This window comes from Microbacterium sp. KRD172 (assembly GCF_017168295.1).
GTDB lineage: Bacteria > Actinomycetota > Actinomycetes > Actinomycetales > Microbacteriaceae > Microbacterium > Microbacterium profundi.
Genome location: NZ_JABFAS010000002.1, coordinates 1,539,154 through 1,554,640 on the forward strand (window position 1 = coordinate 1,539,154; position 15,487 = coordinate 1,554,640).

Consider the following 15,487-nt stretch of genomic DNA (forward strand, 5'->3'; position numbering starts at 1 on the left):
CCGCATCAACCTGCGGGTTCGTCGTGACCCCTACCGCAGTACGGAGTTCTCAGGCTGGTTCGGCGAGCCCGGTGTCGTAGGCGAAGATCACGGCCTGCACGCGGTCGCGCGCGCCGATCTTCGCGAGCACCTTGCCGACGTGCGTCTTCACGGTCTGCTCGGCGATGAACAGGTTCGCGGCGATCTCATTGTTCGAGCGGCCCTGTCCGATGAGGACCAGGACCTCTCGCTCGCGGTCGGTGAGTTCGGCGAGCAGATTGCCGGATGCTGTGGTGCGCGGCTTCTGCGCCGCGAACTGCGCGATCATCCGCCGGGTGACGCTCGGAGACAGCAGCGCGTCACCCGCGGCGATCACGCGCACCGCGTGCACGAGTTCTTCCGGCAGAGCGTCCTTCAGCAGGAACCCGCTGGCGCCGGCCTGCAGCGCGTCGTAGACGTAGTCGTCGATGTCGAACGTGGTGAGCATAAGGATGCGCGGCACCTTGGCGGCGGGGTAGCCGGGGCCGAGGATACGCCTGGTCGCCTCGATCCCGTCGAGTTCAGGCATCCGGACGTCCATCAGGATGACGTCAGGATCGAGCCTGGCTGCGAGCGCCACGGCCTCAGCGCCATCCGAGGCCTGGCCGGTGACCGTGATCCCCTCGTGAGCGTCGAGGAGCGCGGCGAAGCCGGCGCGCACCATCGCCTGATCATCGGCGATGAGGACTTCGATGCTCACATGCTCTCCTGCTTCGACACCCACGGAAGCACAGCAGCAACCGTCCAGCCGCCGTCCGCACCCGGACCGGCCTCAAGAGTACCGTCGACCAGGGCGACCCGTTCCCGCATGCCCCGAAGGCCGTGCCCTGCGGACTGCGCAGCGCCTGACGAACCGGCGGCCTCGTCTGTCGCGGTCGAATTGTGCACGCGAAGGCGGATCGTCGTGTCATCGGTGCGGACGCTCACCGAGACACGGGAGCCTGGGGCGTGCCGCACGGCATTGCTCAGTGCTTCCTGGACGATGCGGAAGGCGGCGATCTGAACACTCCCCGGCGCCGCGGTGACGTCGGCGGTGACGAGTTCCAGCCCGACGTCGACACCGGCGCGTCGGATGCTGTCGACGAGCGCCGGAATGTCGCCGATCCCCTGTTGCGGGGTGAGCTCAGCGGATTGGTCCTCCGTGCGCAGGACACCGAGCAGTCGCCGCATCTCGGTGAGCGAGGAGCGGGCCGTGGCCGCCAGATCGTCGAACTCGGTGGCGACATCGGCAGGAAGATCAGGCAGTCGGTACCGCGCTGTGGAGGCCTGCACCTGGATCACCGACATGCTGTGCGCGACCACATCGTGCAGTTCACGGGCGATCCTGGTGCGTTCCTCGACGAGTTCGCGCCGTGCCTGCTCTTCGGCGGTGTGCGCACGTTGACGGGTGAGCTCGTCACCCAGACGGAGCCTTCCTGCCAGCAGCACCGCGATCAGGTAGATTCCGCCGACGACCGAAGTCGTGACGATCAGTGAGTTCGCGCTCGGCACGGTCGGCAGCATGATCGACGCCACGAGTCCTGATGCCGTGCCCGACCCCAGCATGATCAGTCCATGGCGCCACCCGTGCTGGAACGTGAGAGCGGCGACGGCGACGGCGAAGGTGATCAGCATCGGCACCGACCACGGCCAAGGCGCCTGGACTGCAGCGTCTCTGCTGATCGTGAGAGGGATCAGCACTGCGGCGACGGTGAACATGATGATCGCCAGGTTCGGATACTTGACGCCGACCAGGGCCGCAGCCACCGCGACGGCGGCGAGCAGCATCATGACCGGCACCGGGCTCGCGTACAGGGCGACGTGCACGGGGACGGCGACCGAATACAGCGTCACGGCGACAGCCGAGAGGATCACGATCATGACGGTGCGGCGGTCGAGCGGACGGCGAGCTGCCTTGTCGCGCGCCTTCTGCTCGCGCTTGTCGTTCTTCCTGTCGCGTTTCAGCTCGCGCTTCTCGAGTCGGGCGGCCTTCATGGGAGTCATCCTGTCACCCCTGCGGGCTCGACGGCGCGCACCTCGTCGTCTGCGGCGGATCCGGAATCGACAACGGTGCGGCGTCGGCGGATCGCCGCTGCCACCCGATCGATCGCGAAGCCCAGCACCAGGGCGAAGGCTACGCCGAAGACCGCGCTGAGCAGCGGCTGATCCTCGAGCCAGCGGCCGGCAAGCAGGCCGATGCCGGCGCTGTACGCAGCCCACATGATCCCGCCGACCACACTGAGCGGCAGGAAGCGTCGCCACGAGTAGCCGAGAGCGCCAGCCGACATGTTCACCGCGACCCGACCGATCGGGATGTAGCGTGCACCGAGGATGAGCGGTGCGCCGCTGCGCGAGAGAGTGCGCTGTGCGCGTTCGAACGCGGCCGCGACCTTGGGACGGCGCATCCAAGTGAATCTCGTGGTGCCGACCGACCGACCGATCGCATACGCGATGTTGTCGCCGATCATCGCACCGAGGGCTGCGACGGCGATCAGCAGCGGCATGTTCGTCTCGCCGGTGGATGCCGCGACGGCTGCTGCGGCGACGAGTACGGTCTCGCTCGGAATGGGCGGGAAGAAGCCGTCGATCACCGCAGTCGCGAACATCACGAGGTAGAGCCACGGAGAGGCGGCGGCTTGGAGGATGAGGTCGTTGATGATGTCCACCCGTAGAACGTACGTATCGGCCGGGTACGCTCACATCACCCTCAGGTATCGACTTCGTCATACTCCGGAGGTGTCTTGTACGTGCTGCTGTGGGCGTCCTGACAGACGAGCCGACCTATACTGAGAGGCTGGCCCATCGGTCAACTTCCCACCCTGACGAAACGGACCATTGCTGTGCTTGCCGTGCACGACCTCGAGATTCGCGTTGGCGCCCGCCTCCTCATGGACGGCGTGTCGTTCCGCGTCTCCGACGGCGACAAGATCGGTCTGGTCGGTCGCAACGGCGCCGGCAAGACCACTCTGACGAAGGTGCTCGCGGGCGACCTGCTTCCTTCGGACGGCAAAGTGACTAAGTCCGGCGAACTCGGGTATCTCCCGCAGGACCCCCGCACCGGTGACCCGGAGATGCTGGCACGCACGCGCATCCTCGACGCACGTGGCCTCGGCACGATCCAGCTCGGGATGACCAAGGCCGCCGAGGACATGGCCTCCGACGACCAGAAGGTCGCGGACAAGGCGATGCGCCGATTCGGCAACCTCACCGAGCAGTTCGAGGGACTCGGCGGATACGCCGCCGAGGCGGAGGCGGCCTCCATCGCCAACAACCTCTCGCTGCCGGACCGGATCCTCGACCAGCCGCTCTCGACCCTCTCCGGTGGTCAGCGCCGACGCATCGAGCTCGCGCGCATCCTGTTCTCCGATGCCCAGACGATGATTCTCGATGAGCCGACCAACCACCTCGACGCCGACAGCGTCGTGTGGCTGCGTGAGTTCCTCAAGAACTACAAGGGCGGGCTGATCGTGATCAGTCACGATGTCGAACTCGTCGGCGAGACGGTCAACCGGGTGTTCTACCTGGACGCGAACCGGCAGAACATCGACATCTACAACATGAACTGGAAGAACTACCTTCGTCAGCGGGTCGCCGACGAGGAGCGCCGCAAGAAGGAACGCGCGAACGTCGAGAAGAAGGCGACGACGCTGCAGCAGCAGGCCGCTCGCTTCGGAGCCAAGGCGTCGAAGGCCGCCGCTGCGCATCAGATGGTGGCGCGTGCAGAGAAGATGCTGGCCGGTCTGGATGACGTGCGCGAGGTCGACCGCGTGGCCAAGCTGCGCTTCCCGAAGCCCGCACCCTGCGGAAAGACGCCGATGATGGCGACGGGCCTGTCGAAGTCCTACGGTTCGCTGGAGATCTTCACCGATGTCGACCTCGCGATCGACCGCGGTTCGAAGGTCGTCGTGCTCGGACTCAACGGTGCGGGCAAGACGACCCTGCTGCGAATGCTGGCCGGCGTCGACCAGCCGGACACGGGGGAGTTGCAGCCCGGCTTCGGCGTGAAGATCGGCTACTACGCGCAGGAGCACGAGAACCTCGACGTCGAGCGGTCAGTGCTGCAGAACATGGTGTCGGCTGCGCCCCACATCACCGAGATGGAGGCGCGCCGCGTACTGGGCTCGTTCCTGTTCACGGGTGACGACGTGCTGAAGCCCGCAGGAGTCCTCTCCGGTGGCGAGAAGACTCGACTCTCGCTGGCGACCCTTGTCGTGTCATCCGCGAATCTGCTGCTGCTCGACGAACCCACGAACAACCTCGACCCTGCATCGCGCGAGGAGATCCTCGACGCTCTGGCGCACTACGAGGGCGCCGTGGTGCTGGTCTCGCACGACCCTGGCGCGGTGCAGTCACTCAACCCCGAGCGCGTGCTGATCCTGCCCGACGGCGTTGAGGACATCTGGAGCCAGGAGTACCAGGACCTGATCGAACTCGCGTAACGCGCTGCGCGCTGTGCGTGACTGTTAGCGTCGAGGCATGCAGAAGCAGCAGCTGGCGAAGTCGTTCGAGAACATCGGCGAGGACTGCGACCGGTTCCGGCCGGGGTTCCCCGATGCCGCCGCAGGCGAGATCCTTCCGTCGCGCGTGAGTACGGTGCTCGACCTCGGAGCCGGCACTGGCAAGTTCACCGGACTGCTCTTCACGCGCGCTGATCGGGACGCGCGGCCTGCTCTGGAATCACTCGGATCCTGACTGCGCGTGGGATCGCGCCTGCCACAGCAGTTCGAGCTCCCGATGCTGACCGACGTATTCGTCTACACCGCGACCTGATCCTCGGCTACAGCATCCGCTCGGAGTCAGTTCACCCCGAGGAACGAGCGGTCGGTGAGGATGATGGGACCGTCCTCGGTGACCGCGATCGTGTGCTCGGAGTGGGCGCCGCGAGAGCCGTCGACGCTGCGCAGGGTCCAGCCGTCCGGGTCTGTCACGAGTTCGTCGGTGGTGGCGAGCAGCCACGGCTCGATGGCGAACACGAGACCTGAGCGCAGTGGGAAACCGCGGCCGGCGCGGCCGTCGTTCGGGATGTGCGGGTCGCCGTGCATGATACGGCCGACGCCGTGTCCGCCGAAGTCGGTGTTGATGGAATAACCTTCGCCGTGCGACACCGCGGCGATCGCCGCGGAGATGTCGCCGATGCGGTTGCCGATCGTGGCGGCGGTGATCGCAGCATCCAGCGCCCGCTCGGTGGTCTCGATGAGGCGGAGATCCTCGTCGCGCGGCGTGCCGACGACGAATGACACGGCGGAGTCGGCGACCCAGCCGTCCACGGAGACCGCGAAGTCCAGTGTCACGAGATCGCCGTCGCGAAGCGTGTAGTCGTGGGGGAGTCCGTGCAGGACTGCATCGTTGATGGAGGTGCAGATGACCTTGCCGAACGGGCTGGCACCGAACGAGGGGTGGTAGTCGATGTAGCAGGATTCGGCGCCCTGCTTGCGGATCATGTCATGCGCGCGGCGATCGATCGAGAGCAGATTCGTTCCGATCTTGGTCTCATCGCGCAGCGTCGCCAGGGCCTCGGCCACGAATCGTCCGGCCGCTCGCATCTCGTCGATCTCGGCAGGGGTGCGCAATTCGATCATGGTGTTCCTCTCGTCTGTTCCATTCTCCCCGATGCGCGCAGCCTGTCCGATCCGCGCAGTCCATGCTCACAGCGAACACCCGCCGTGCGCGCAGGAGAGCGTCGTACGATCTCAGCATGTGGTTGCGACGCGCGTTCTATCGGTGGCTCATGCCTGCGGCTGTCGTGCTGCCGTTGTGGTTGCTGATCGGCTGGGGCATCTTCAACGCCGGCGGGTGGGCATTCCTCTGGGTGCTGTTCATCGCGATCCCCTCCGTGTTCATCGGTCAGCTCGCCCTCACTCTGCTGGTGCGCGCCCGTGCATCGGTGCGCGAGACCCGCATGCTCTCGTGGTGGGATGTGCTGGGCTTCGGTGTCTGGCACGCGTTGACGATCGCCGTCGGCTGCTATCCGCAGACGTGGTTCCCGCTGCTTCTGACCGCCGCCATCGCGGTGGCGCTGGGGCTGTTCTGGCTCGCGCTGCGACAGCTGTGGAACGAGGCGCGCGGTGCGGGCGGGGGCATCCGCGTCACGATTCCCACCGTCGGTGCTCCGCAGCCGGAGGCTGAGACCGAACGCCCCCGTCGCGCGCCCGCCGACAGCGAGGTGTTCGTGATCCGGGAGAAGCCCGCCTCCGAGCGCTGATGCGTGTTTTGGTGCCGTGCCGGATCCATGGCAGAATGGATCTTTGTGCCGTTACCGGCTCTGCCTCAGGGGAGCCCGCGGTCGCATCACGCGCCGTCAAGCACACATTCTCGTAATCCTTCCATCCCATGCATCCGACCTGAGGCGAGTGCAGAGAGAGACGATCATGCAGATCCTGGATGCCGTCGACGCGGCTTCGCTCCGTTCCGACATTCCTGACTTCAACCCCGGTGACACCGTCAAGGTGCACGTGAACATCACCGAGGGCACCCGCTCCCGTGTCCAGGTCTTCCAGGGCATCGTCATCGGCCGTCAGGGCGATGGCGTGCGCGAGACCTTCACGGTCCGCAAGATCAGCTTCCAGGTGGGCGTCGAGCGCACCTTCCCGGTGCACAGCCCGGTGATCGACCACATCGAGGTCGTCACCCGCGGTGACGTGCGTCGCGCGAAGCTCTACTACCTCCGCGAACTCCGCGGCAAGAAGGCCAAGATCAAGGAGAAGCGCGGCTGATCGCAGCTTTTCGCAGAGCACCCCGGGACACAGCGTCCCGGGGTGCTTTCGTTCACCCCGGAGTGTGCGAACCTAGATGGTGCCGTCAGAGCGCGGTGCGAAGACCCTCCTGAAGGAATGCGATGACGACTGAATCCGCCCCCGACGTGCGCCGCAAGAGGCGACGCGGATTCCTGATCTTCCTTCGAGACGTCCTGGTGATCATCGTGATCGCCGCGCTCGTGTCCTTCCTCGTGAAGACATTCGTCGTGCGCTCGTTCTACATCCCCTCTGCCTCGATGGAGCGCACACTCCTCGTCGACGACCGGATCCTGGTCGATGAGCTGACGCCGAACTGGACGGGGTACTCGCGAGGCGATGTGGTCGTGTTCGAGGATCCGGGGGGATGGCTGCCAGCGCGCGTGCAGGAGCCGGCCGGTCCGCCGCTGATGGAAGCGATCGATTCGGCACTCACCCTCATCGGACTCTCCGCCTCGGACAGCGAAGATCATCTGGTCAAACGCCTGATCGGCCTGCCCGGGGACAACGTCGTCTGCTGCAATTCACTCGGACAGATCGAGATCAACGGCGCCCCGATCGACGAGCTGTCGTACCTGAATCTGCCCGAGGGCGACACGGCGGCATCCAACGAGCCGTTCGATGTGACTGTGCCGGAGGGCTCGCTCTGGCTGATGGGTGACAACCGGGACCGTTCTCAGGATGCACGCGCGCACCAGGATCTGCCCAGCGGGGGATTCGTCCCTCTGGACAACGTGGTGGGCAAGACGTTCCTGACCACCTGGCCCCTCGACCGGATCGGCACGGTCGACGGCCATCGCGAAGTGTTCAACGGCGTACCTGATCCACAGTGATGACTGTCGTCGCGCCAACGCTCAGGCTCGAGCGCAAACTGCTCGCCGAGTTCGACCTCATCATCTCGCTCGACGAAGTCGGTCGAGGCGCGCTTGCAGGTCCCGTCGCGGTCGGCGCGTCGGTCATGGACGCTGCCGGCTGCCGTCGTCGCGTCCCGGAGGGGCTGCGCGACTCGAAACTCGTCACCGAGAAGCGCCGACCCGAAGTGGCCGCCCGCGCCGCGGCCTGGGTACAGGCATCCGGTGTCGGCTGGGCGAGCGCCGCCGAGGTCGATGACGGAGGCATCATGCGTGCGCTGGGACTCGCGGCATCCCGTGCGATCGATGCCGTCGTCGCACTGGGCGCCTCGCTCGACGGCGCTCTGGTGATCCTCGACGGCAACCACGACTACGTCTCGCGTGTGCACTCCGCGCCGCTGCAGGTGCGCTCGGTGATCAAGGGCGACCGCGACTGCGCCTCGGTATCGGCGGCATCGGTCATCGCCAAGGTCGCACGAGATGACCACATGAGCGCACTTCACGTCGATCACCCGGCGTATCAATGGGACCGCAACAAGGGCTACGCGAGCCTCGAGCACCGCGCGGCGATCCGCGAATCGGGGCTCTCGCCGTTCCACCGTGCGTCGTGGGCGATCGCCGATGCCCCCACTCTCTTCTGAACTCGTAGGATGGACTCATCATGGACGAAGAGGCATTCGACGATTACGACCGCGAACTCGAACTCGCACTGTTCCGCGAGTATCGCGACGTCGTGGGGCAGTTCCAGTACGTCGTCGAGACCGAGCGCCGGTTCTATCTCGCGAATGAGGTGAACGTGGTCCGCCGCGACACCGAGCACGACTTCTACTTCGAGATCTCGATGACCGATGTCTGGGTCTGGGACATCTACCGCGCCGATCGCTTCGTCAAGGCCGTGCGGGTGCTGACGTTCAAGGATGTCAACGTCGAAGAGCTGCAGCGGCGTGAGTTCGAGCTTCCCGAGGAGCTCTCGCTCGACGGCAAGTGACTCTGTCGGCACCGAAAATCATTCCCTTACCGGATCCCCAGGTCGCGTGAATCACGCTGATCACGGTTCTATCATCACGCGCATGCTGTCTCCATGGCAGCCAAAGACGACCTCGGACGTGCGGGTGAAGACCGCGCCGCACAGCACCTGGCGACGCACGGGTATCGCATACTCGACCGCAACTGGCGCTGCGCGCAGGGCGAGATCGACATCGTCGCCGAGCTCGACGGCATCCTCGGCATCGTCGAGGTCAAGACCAGGCGCAGCACCGGATTCGGCCATCCGTTCGACGCGATAGACGAGCGCAAGAGGCAACGGCTCTGGCGGTTGGGATACGCGTGGGCCGGTGAGCATCGTGATCTCGCGAGACATCGGATGCTGCGCCTCGAGATCATCGGGATCGTCGGCGCCGACCCCGCCACCGGCACGCTCGAGCACTTGGTGGATCTGCGATGAAGACGGCGCGAACCTGGGCAGTCGCTCTCACCGGTGTCGACGGGCACCTCGTCGAGATCGAGGCGGACGTGTCGAACCAGACACCGGGTTTCAAGATCGTCGGCCTGCCGGACAAAGCGCTGGGCGAGGCCGCGCAGCGCGTGCACAACGCGGTGACGAACGCGCACCTGGAGCTGACTCGTCGCAGGCTCACGGTGAATCTCTCGCCGGCGAGTCTGCCCAAGCACGGCAGCGGATTCGACCTCGGTATCGCGATCTCCGCGGTCGCGACCGGGGGAGTGCTCAACGCCGGGTCGATCGCGCGCACCGTGCATATCGGCGAACTCGGCCTCGACGGCAGGGTGCGTCCGGTGCCGGGCGTGCTCCCCGCCGTCTTCGCCGCTGCACGCGCGGGGTTCGAACAGGTGATCGTGCCCCACGCGAACGCGGCGGAGGCGCGACTCGTGCCTGGGATACGGGTGCGCGCCGCGACCACGCTTGCGGAGGTGGCGATGTGGCATGGTGCCGACCTCGCACCCGTCGAGGTCGAACCCGTGACTGCCGCGGTCGCGCCGCCTCACGAGCCGGAGAGCCTCGATCTGGTCGATGTCGTCGGACAGGACGAGGCAGTCGAGGCGCTGATCGTCGCTGCTGCCGGGGGACACCACCTGCTGATGAGCGGTCCGCCAGGGGCGGGGAAGACGATGCTGGCGCGCCGGTTGCCGGGCATACTCCCGCCGCTGGACGAGGATGCTGCGCTGGAGGTCGCGTCCATCCGATCGCTTTCCGGTGCAGCCGTCGACGTTCTCGACGCCCTGCCGCCGCTTGAGGCTCCGCATCACAGTGCCTCTGTGGCGGCGCTCGTCGGAGGGGGATCGCGGGCCGTCAGGCCGGGGGCGATCGTGCGGGCGCATCGCGGGATCCTGTTCCTCGACGAGGCGGCGGAATTCTCGCGCGTCGCACTCGATGCGCTGCGCCAGCCGTTGGAGACGGGGAGCATCGAAATCGACCGCGCCGGTTTCCGTGCGCGTTTCCCCGCACGGTTCCAGCTCGCTCTGGCGACCAACCCGTGCCCGTGCGGAAACTACGGCGTGCGCGGAGCGGAGTGCATCTGCCCGCCGATCGCGATTCGGCGATACTCGGCACGGCTCTCCGGACCGCTCAGGGATCGCATCGACATCGATCTTCAGGTCGCACGCGTCGCGGCCTCTCGGGCGACAGCGTCCGAGCGATCGGGGACGACCACGGCTGAAGCACGAGGTCGGGTGCAGGAGGCGAGACGGCGAGCCGGCTTGCGATGGGCGCAGACGCCGTGGACCGTGAACGCCGAAGTCGCCGGCTCGCATCTGCGGCAAGGGGCTCTGCGATTGCCGTCAGACGTGCGCGCACCGCTCGACCGGGCGCTTGAACGCGGGCTGCTCACGCTCCGCGGTTACGACCGTGCGCTTCGCCTCGCGTGGACCATGGCGGATCTCGCCGGAGTGGACCGCCCGGGACACGACGAACTCGGGCGAGCGCTCTTTCTGAAGAAGGGACTGATCTCATGATGGATGCTCTGCTGGGAGACGCCGAGGTCTGCGCCGTGGCACGCAGCGCTCGACCGGAGAGTGAGGCGGCCGATACCCTGGCACGGGTCGCATGGGGAGTGATCGCCGAGCCGGGTGACGGTGTGGCAGGGGCTCTGATCGCGCAGCTCGGCGCCGAAGAGGCGATGCGTGTCGCGCTGGACGACTCCCGTTTCGCCCTGTCGGACCGTGTCATCGGTGAAGCTCAGCGGCGGTGGCGACCACGCGCGCGACCTCGCGCCGTTTCGGAATCGCTCCACGGCGCACAAGAGGTGCGAGCGCGACTGCTGCTGCCCGGTGACGAGGAATGGCCCGAGTCGCTCGACGACCTCGGGGACCATGCGCCGGTGCTGCTGTGGGTCCGAGGCGATGCGAGCCGACTGATCACGCCCGAGCGCGTGTCGATCGTCGGAGCGCGGGCGGCGACCGGCTACGGCGAATCCGTCGCGGCCGAATTCGCCGGTGATCTGGCGGCATCAGGCACGCTCGTCGTCTCTGGTGGTGCGTACGGGATCGATGGCGCTGCCCATCGGGCAGCGCTCGGAGTCGGGGGCGGGACCGTCGCATTCCTCGCGGGCGGCGTCGACCGCGCGTATCCGGCCGGACATCAGCAGCTGTTCGAACGCATCCAGGCATCCGGTGCGATGGTGAGCGAGCTCCCGTGCGGCGCGGCTCCGACCAAGTGGCGCTTCCTCGCGCGCAACAGGCTCATCGCTGCTCTCGGGATGGCGACGGTGGTGGTGGAGGCGGGCTGGCGCAGCGGATCGTTGAACACCGCAGGGCACGCAGCCGCGCTCGGACGGCCGTTGGGATCAGTGCCGGGACCGGTGACATCCGCCGCATCTGCCGGCTGTCATCGGCTGTTGCGCGAATATGACGCGCGTTGCGTCACGAGCACCGCGGAGGTGCGCGAGCTGCTCGGCCTCGACGCGAACGGCAACGGTGGTCGTGGTGGGGGAGAAGGGGTGCGTATCGACCCCGACCAGACCCGTCTCCTCGATGCCATGAGCACCCGCACCGCACGCTCATCCATCGAGCTCGCCCGGATCTCGGGGTTGTCGGAAGAACGTGTCCGTGCGCTGCTGGGGCTGCTGTCGTTGGATGAGCGCGTGCGGAGCGATGAGGCGGGATGGCGCCTCGGCGTCGCATGATCTCCTCTGGTCCTCCGTGCCGGGCTCCGGCAGCGCCACGGCGAGGCGCGGCGCACCTGCGACCCTGGAGGGCATGCTGGTCTCATGGATCTGAACGCCGCTGCGGATGCGTTCACCGCACATCTGACGCAGGTGCGCAGGCTGTCGCCCGCGACGGTGCGCGCGTACCGGTCGGATCTGCATGATCTCTCGGATGCCGTCGGAGAGAGTTCGCTCGCCGACGTCGATCTCGAGACGCTGCGGGACTGGCTCTGGCGCGCGACCCGACGCGGCGACGCGCGCGCCACGTTGGCCAGACGAGCGGCGGCCGCTCGTTCCTTCTTCGCGTGGGCGAAGGACGAGGAGCTGATCGGTCTGGATCCGAGCCTGCGACTGGTCGCGCCGAAGCGCGGCCGCACGCTTCCCGCCGTCGCATCGAAAGACGGCATGCGCGATCTCCTCGACGCGCGTCGGGAGACGGCAGCGGATGGCGACCCCATCCAGCTCCGCGATCATGCGATCCTCGAGCTGCTGTACGGCTCCGGCATGCGGGTCTCGGAACTCTGCGGGATCGACATCGACGATCTGGACCTCGATCGCGCCACTGTCCGGGTAGTCGGCAAAGGATCCAAGGAACGGGTCGTGCCATACGGCATCCCCGCCCGCGACGCGCTCGGCGCGTATCTGACACGGGGTCGCTCCGTGCTGGTCGCCCGCGCCGAACGAACCGCGCCCGCCGTGTTCCTCGGCGCGCGCGGCGGACGCCTCGGCCCGCGCGCGGTATACACGCTGGTCGCCCACGCGCTGGGTCCGATCATCGGCGCCGAGGCCGTCGGGCCGCACGCACTCCGGCATTCCGCCGCGACGCACCTGCTCGACGGGGGGGCGGATCTGAGAGCAGTGCAGGAGATCCTCGGACACGCGAGCCTGGGAACCACCCAGATCTACACGCACGTCTCTTCGGAGCGACTCACAGCGACCTACCGACTCGCGCACCCGCGAGCCTGAGCGAGTCAGGCGCACCGGTCCCGGTGCCCGAGACGCCGGTCGGCCCGCAGCACGGCAGGAGGATCGCCCGCGGCACCTCCCCGAACAACAGCATGGGGTTGATGTACACGTCGCGGTACCGCACGCCGAGGTGCAGCTCGCCCGCTGGGGTGTGACCGCCCCGCGCGACCGTGCCGATCTCCTGGCCCGCGACGACCACCGCACCAGGTGAGAGCGTCGATTCGAGTGGCTCGAACGTCGTCACGAGCCCGTCGCCGGTATCGAGTGTGAGCAGCGGCCGATCCACGACCACTCCGCGGAACGCCACGACTCCGTCCGCCGGCGCACGCACGACGGTGCCGACCGGGGCCGACATGTCGATCCCACGATGGCCGGGACCGTACTCGTGCGCGGGTGCGCGGAACGGCGTCGTCACGGTGCGCGCGCCGTCGACGGGCCAGGTCCACGGCGGGTCCGGCGTCGGTGGCCCGACAGCGGCACCGGGCAGCATCACCAGCAACAGCAGGAACGCGATCGCTCGTGGGACAGTGAAGTTCCGCCGGTCGCAACTGCTCTGGGCTCGCATCGGACCATCTTGGAGCATGCGTGAGTGATGCGCAGTGGGAAACCCGCGTCCGGGGGATAACGCCGGAGGACTGCGGCCTGTGCAGGAGCAATCGATGGCGACTGATCCTGTACACTGGAGGTCGCACCTCGAACTTCGGGGTGACTACGCGTGCCCAGAGCGATCGACGTCTGCAAGGACAAGGTCGTGGCATCCACTCCCTCAGGTCCTGCTCGCAAGAGCGGGTGGGCGTGTGCCGGGCGCCAGGCATGCCGATCACCCGATCGGCGACACAACCTCAACGGCGCTGAACGCGCCAGAACCAGGAGACGACCATGGCTGTGGTCACCATCCGCCAGCTGCTCGACAGCGGCGTGCACTTCGGACACCAGACCCGTCGGTGGAACCCGAAGGTCAAGCGCTTCATCCTCACCGAGCGCAGCGGCATCCACATCATCGACCTGCAGCAGTCGCTGGGCTACATCGACAGCGCCTACGACTTCGTCAAGGAGACGGTCGCGCACGGCGGCACCATCCTCTTCGTCGGCACCAAGAAGCAGGCTCAGGAGATCCTGGCAGAGCAGGCCACGCGCGTCGGCCAGCCCTTCGTGAACCAGCGCTGGCTCGGCGGACTCCTCACCAACTTCCAGACGATCTCCAAGCGTCTCGCACGCATGAAGGAGCTCGAGGAGCTCGACTACGAGGTTCCGGCCAACAGCGGCTTCACCAAGAAGGAACTGCTGCTCAAGAAGCGCGAGCTCGACAAGCTGCACAAGTCGCTCGGCGGTATCCGCAACCTCACCAAGACGCCTTCGGCTCTGTGGGTCATCGACGCGAAGCGTGAGCACCTCGCCATCGACGAGGCCAAGAAGCTCGGCATCCCCGTGATCGGCATCCTCGACACGAACGCCGACCCGGACGACTTCCAGTACCCGATCCCCGGCAACGACGACGCGATCCGCTCCGTCTCGCTGCTGACCCGCATCATCGCCGACGCCGCGGCCGAGGGCCTGCAGCAGAAGCACAACCCCGAGTCGGGTGACGCTGAGCCGCTGGCCGAGTGGGAGAAGGAACTCCTCGAGACTCCGGCCGACGCTGCTGAGGCTCCTGCCGCTGAGGCGACTGAGGCTCCTGCTGCTGAAGCGACTGAGGCTCCGGCTGAAGAGGCTGCCGCTGAGGTTCCTGCTGCAGAGGCGACCGAAGCTGCTGCCGAAGAGGCTCCTGCCGTCGAGGCGACCGAGGCTCCGGCCGAGGCAGCCGAGGCCGACGCCGCCAAGTAATTCCGCGTACACACACATCACGAAGCAAGGAGCCACCACACATGGCCAACTTCACCATCGCTGACATCAAGGCGCTGCGCGAGCAGCTCGGCACCGGAATGGTCGACACGAAGAAGGCGCTCGAGGAAGCCGAAGGCGACCGCGAGAAGGCCGTCGAGATCCTCCGCCTCAAGGGTGCGAAGGGCAACGCGAAGCGCGCTGACCGTTCCACGAGCGAGGGCCTCGTCGTCGCACGTGAGCAGGACGGCAACGTCACGTTGATCGAGCTCGCCTGCGAGACCGACTTCGTCGCGAAGAACGAGCGCTTCATCGCGCTGGCGGACAAGGTCGCCGATGCTGCTGCCGCAGCCAAGGCGAACACGGTCGAGGAAGCCCTCGCGGCATCCGCGGGCGACCAGAGCGTCGGTGAGCTGATCTCGGACGAGGCAGCCGTCATCGGCGAGAAGGTCGAGCTGCGCCAGGTCCGCACGGTCTCCGGCGATTCCGTCGAGGTGTACCTGCACCGCACGAGCAAGGACCTGCCGCCGCAGATCGGTGTCGTCGTCGCCTACTCGGGTGACGATGCAGCGACCGCGCGCAGCATCGCGCAGCACATCTCGTTCGCCAACCCGTCCTACCTCGACCGGGGCTCCGTCCCGGCCGACGCCGTCGAGAAGGAGCGTGAGATCGTCACCGAGATCTCGCGCAACGAGGGCAAGCCCGAGGCTGCTCTGCCGAAGATCGTCGAAGGCCGCGTCTCCGCTTTCATCAAGCAGGTCGCACTGCTCGAGCAGGACTACGCCAAGGACAACAAGCTCTCTGTCGCCCAGGTGGCGAAGGATGCCGGTATCACCGTGACAGACTTCGCACGCTTCAAGGTCGGCGCGTAGCAACCTGGAAGGGGTTCGGATCATTGTGATCCGAACCCCTTCTTCATGCCCACAAGGCACTATCTTGAATCGGGACGAGAGGATCACCC

At 66.9% G+C, this 15,487-nt stretch carries 18 protein-coding genes; 13 read left to right on the forward strand and 5 right to left on the reverse strand.

What is annotated here, in order from left to right:
* Positions 1 to 49 precede the first annotated feature (49 nt).
* The 3 genes from J1M43_RS07750 to J1M43_RS07760 are packed head-to-tail and all read right to left on the reverse strand — an operon-like array spanning position 50 to position 2,663.
* Positions 50 to 718, reverse strand: a complete 669-nt coding sequence (locus tag J1M43_RS07750) for a response regulator transcription factor (protein ID WP_033107240.1) — start codon at positions 716 to 718, stop codon at positions 50 to 52.
* Positions 715 to 1,992 (reverse strand): sensor histidine kinase, encoded by a 1,278-nt coding sequence (locus J1M43_RS07755; RefSeq protein ID WP_206476423.1) that lies wholly within the window; start codon positions 1,990 to 1,992, stop codon positions 715 to 717. Before J1M43_RS07755 ends, J1M43_RS07750 begins: the two co-directional genes overlap by 4 nt.
* Positions 1,993 to 1,997: 5 nt before the next feature.
* Positions 1,998 to 2,663, reverse strand: coding sequence for a DedA family protein (locus tag J1M43_RS07760; RefSeq protein WP_052167057.1), 666 nt, complete (start codon positions 2,661 to 2,663; stop codon positions 1,998 to 2,000).
* Positions 2,664 to 2,837: 174 nt separating this feature from the next.
* Here J1M43_RS07760 and J1M43_RS07765 point away from each other — a divergent pair, with 174 nt between their 5' ends.
* Together J1M43_RS07765 and J1M43_RS07770 are read left to right on the forward strand one after the other, a co-directional pair.
* Entirely contained in the window at positions 2,838 to 4,436 is a 1,599-nt protein-coding gene (locus J1M43_RS07765; RefSeq protein WP_033107239.1) for an ABC-F family ATP-binding cassette domain-containing protein, read from the forward strand.
* Positions 4,437 to 4,473: 37 nt separating this feature from the next.
* A complete protein-coding gene (locus tag J1M43_RS07770; protein WP_206476424.1) occupies positions 4,474 to 4,689 on the forward strand; it encodes a hypothetical protein in 216 nt (71 codons plus the stop codon).
* Positions 4,690 to 4,793: 104 nt separating this feature from the next.
* On the opposite strand, the gene map is transcribed toward J1M43_RS07770, so the two are convergent.
* Positions 4,794 to 5,576, reverse strand: a complete 783-nt coding sequence (gene map, locus J1M43_RS07775; RefSeq protein ID WP_033107237.1) for a type I methionyl aminopeptidase — start codon at positions 5,574 to 5,576, stop codon at positions 4,794 to 4,796.
* Between the two features lie 116 nt (positions 5,577 to 5,692).
* Between map and J1M43_RS07780 the strand changes: the two genes are divergently transcribed.
* From J1M43_RS07780 to J1M43_RS07820, 9 genes are all read left to right on the forward strand, one after another.
* On the forward strand, positions 5,693 to 6,199 hold the full coding sequence (locus tag J1M43_RS07780) for a hypothetical protein (protein ID WP_033107361.1): 507 nt from the start codon (positions 5,693 to 5,695) through the stop codon (positions 6,197 to 6,199).
* A gap of 166 nt (positions 6,200 to 6,365) precedes the next feature.
* Positions 6,366 to 6,710, forward strand: a complete 345-nt coding sequence (rplS, locus tag J1M43_RS07785) for a 50S ribosomal protein L19 (protein WP_033107360.1) — start codon at positions 6,366 to 6,368, stop codon at positions 6,708 to 6,710.
* A gap of 122 nt (positions 6,711 to 6,832) precedes the next feature.
* Positions 6,833 to 7,561 (forward strand): signal peptidase I, encoded by a 729-nt coding sequence (lepB, locus tag J1M43_RS07790; protein WP_033107236.1) that lies wholly within the window; start codon positions 6,833 to 6,835, stop codon positions 7,559 to 7,561.
* Positions 7,561 to 8,220 carry a ribonuclease HII gene (locus tag J1M43_RS07795; RefSeq protein WP_206476425.1) on the forward strand — a complete coding sequence of 220 codons (660 nt, stop codon included), beginning with the start codon at positions 7,561 to 7,563 and terminating at the stop codon, positions 8,218 to 8,220. The genes lepB and J1M43_RS07795 overlap by 1 nt, the downstream gene beginning before the upstream one ends.
* Positions 8,221 to 8,240: 20 nt before the next feature.
* Positions 8,241 to 8,567 (forward strand): DUF2469 family protein, encoded by a 327-nt coding sequence (locus J1M43_RS07800; protein WP_033107234.1) that lies wholly within the window; start codon positions 8,241 to 8,243, stop codon positions 8,565 to 8,567.
* Positions 8,568 to 8,660: 93 nt separating this feature from the next.
* Positions 8,661 to 9,023, forward strand: a complete 363-nt coding sequence (locus tag J1M43_RS07805; protein ID WP_033107233.1) for a YraN family protein — start codon at positions 8,661 to 8,663, stop codon at positions 9,021 to 9,023.
* Entirely contained in the window at positions 9,020 to 10,549 is a 1,530-nt protein-coding gene (locus tag J1M43_RS07810; protein WP_206476426.1) for a YifB family Mg chelatase-like AAA ATPase, read from the forward strand. Before J1M43_RS07805 ends, J1M43_RS07810 begins: the two co-directional genes overlap by 4 nt.
* On the forward strand, positions 10,546 to 11,718 hold the full coding sequence (dprA, locus tag J1M43_RS07815) for a DNA-processing protein DprA (RefSeq protein ID WP_033107231.1): 1,173 nt from the start codon (positions 10,546 to 10,548) through the stop codon (positions 11,716 to 11,718). Before J1M43_RS07810 ends, dprA begins: the two co-directional genes overlap by 4 nt.
* Positions 11,719 to 11,802: 84 nt before the next feature.
* Positions 11,803 to 12,705, forward strand: a complete 903-nt coding sequence (locus J1M43_RS07820) for a tyrosine recombinase (RefSeq protein ID WP_206476427.1) — start codon at positions 11,803 to 11,805, stop codon at positions 12,703 to 12,705.
* Here J1M43_RS07820 and J1M43_RS07825 read toward each other — a convergent pair.
* Positions 12,668 to 13,270 (reverse strand): murein hydrolase activator EnvC, encoded by a 603-nt coding sequence (locus tag J1M43_RS07825; RefSeq protein ID WP_084595869.1) that lies wholly within the window; start codon positions 13,268 to 13,270, stop codon positions 12,668 to 12,670. The genes J1M43_RS07820 and J1M43_RS07825 overlap by 38 nt on opposite strands.
* 314 nt (positions 13,271 to 13,584) lie before the next feature.
* Here J1M43_RS07825 and rpsB point away from each other — a divergent pair, with 314 nt between their 5' ends.
* Positions 13,585 to 14,529 carry a 30S ribosomal protein S2 gene (rpsB, locus tag J1M43_RS07830; protein ID WP_033107229.1) on the forward strand — a complete coding sequence of 315 codons (945 nt, stop codon included), beginning with the start codon at positions 13,585 to 13,587 and terminating at the stop codon, positions 14,527 to 14,529.
* A gap of 41 nt (positions 14,530 to 14,570) precedes the next feature.
* Positions 14,571 to 15,398 carry a translation elongation factor Ts gene (gene tsf / locus J1M43_RS07835; protein WP_206476428.1) on the forward strand — a complete coding sequence of 276 codons (828 nt, stop codon included), beginning with the start codon at positions 14,571 to 14,573 and terminating at the stop codon, positions 15,396 to 15,398.
* The last annotated feature ends 89 nt before the right edge of the window (positions 15,399 to 15,487 follow it).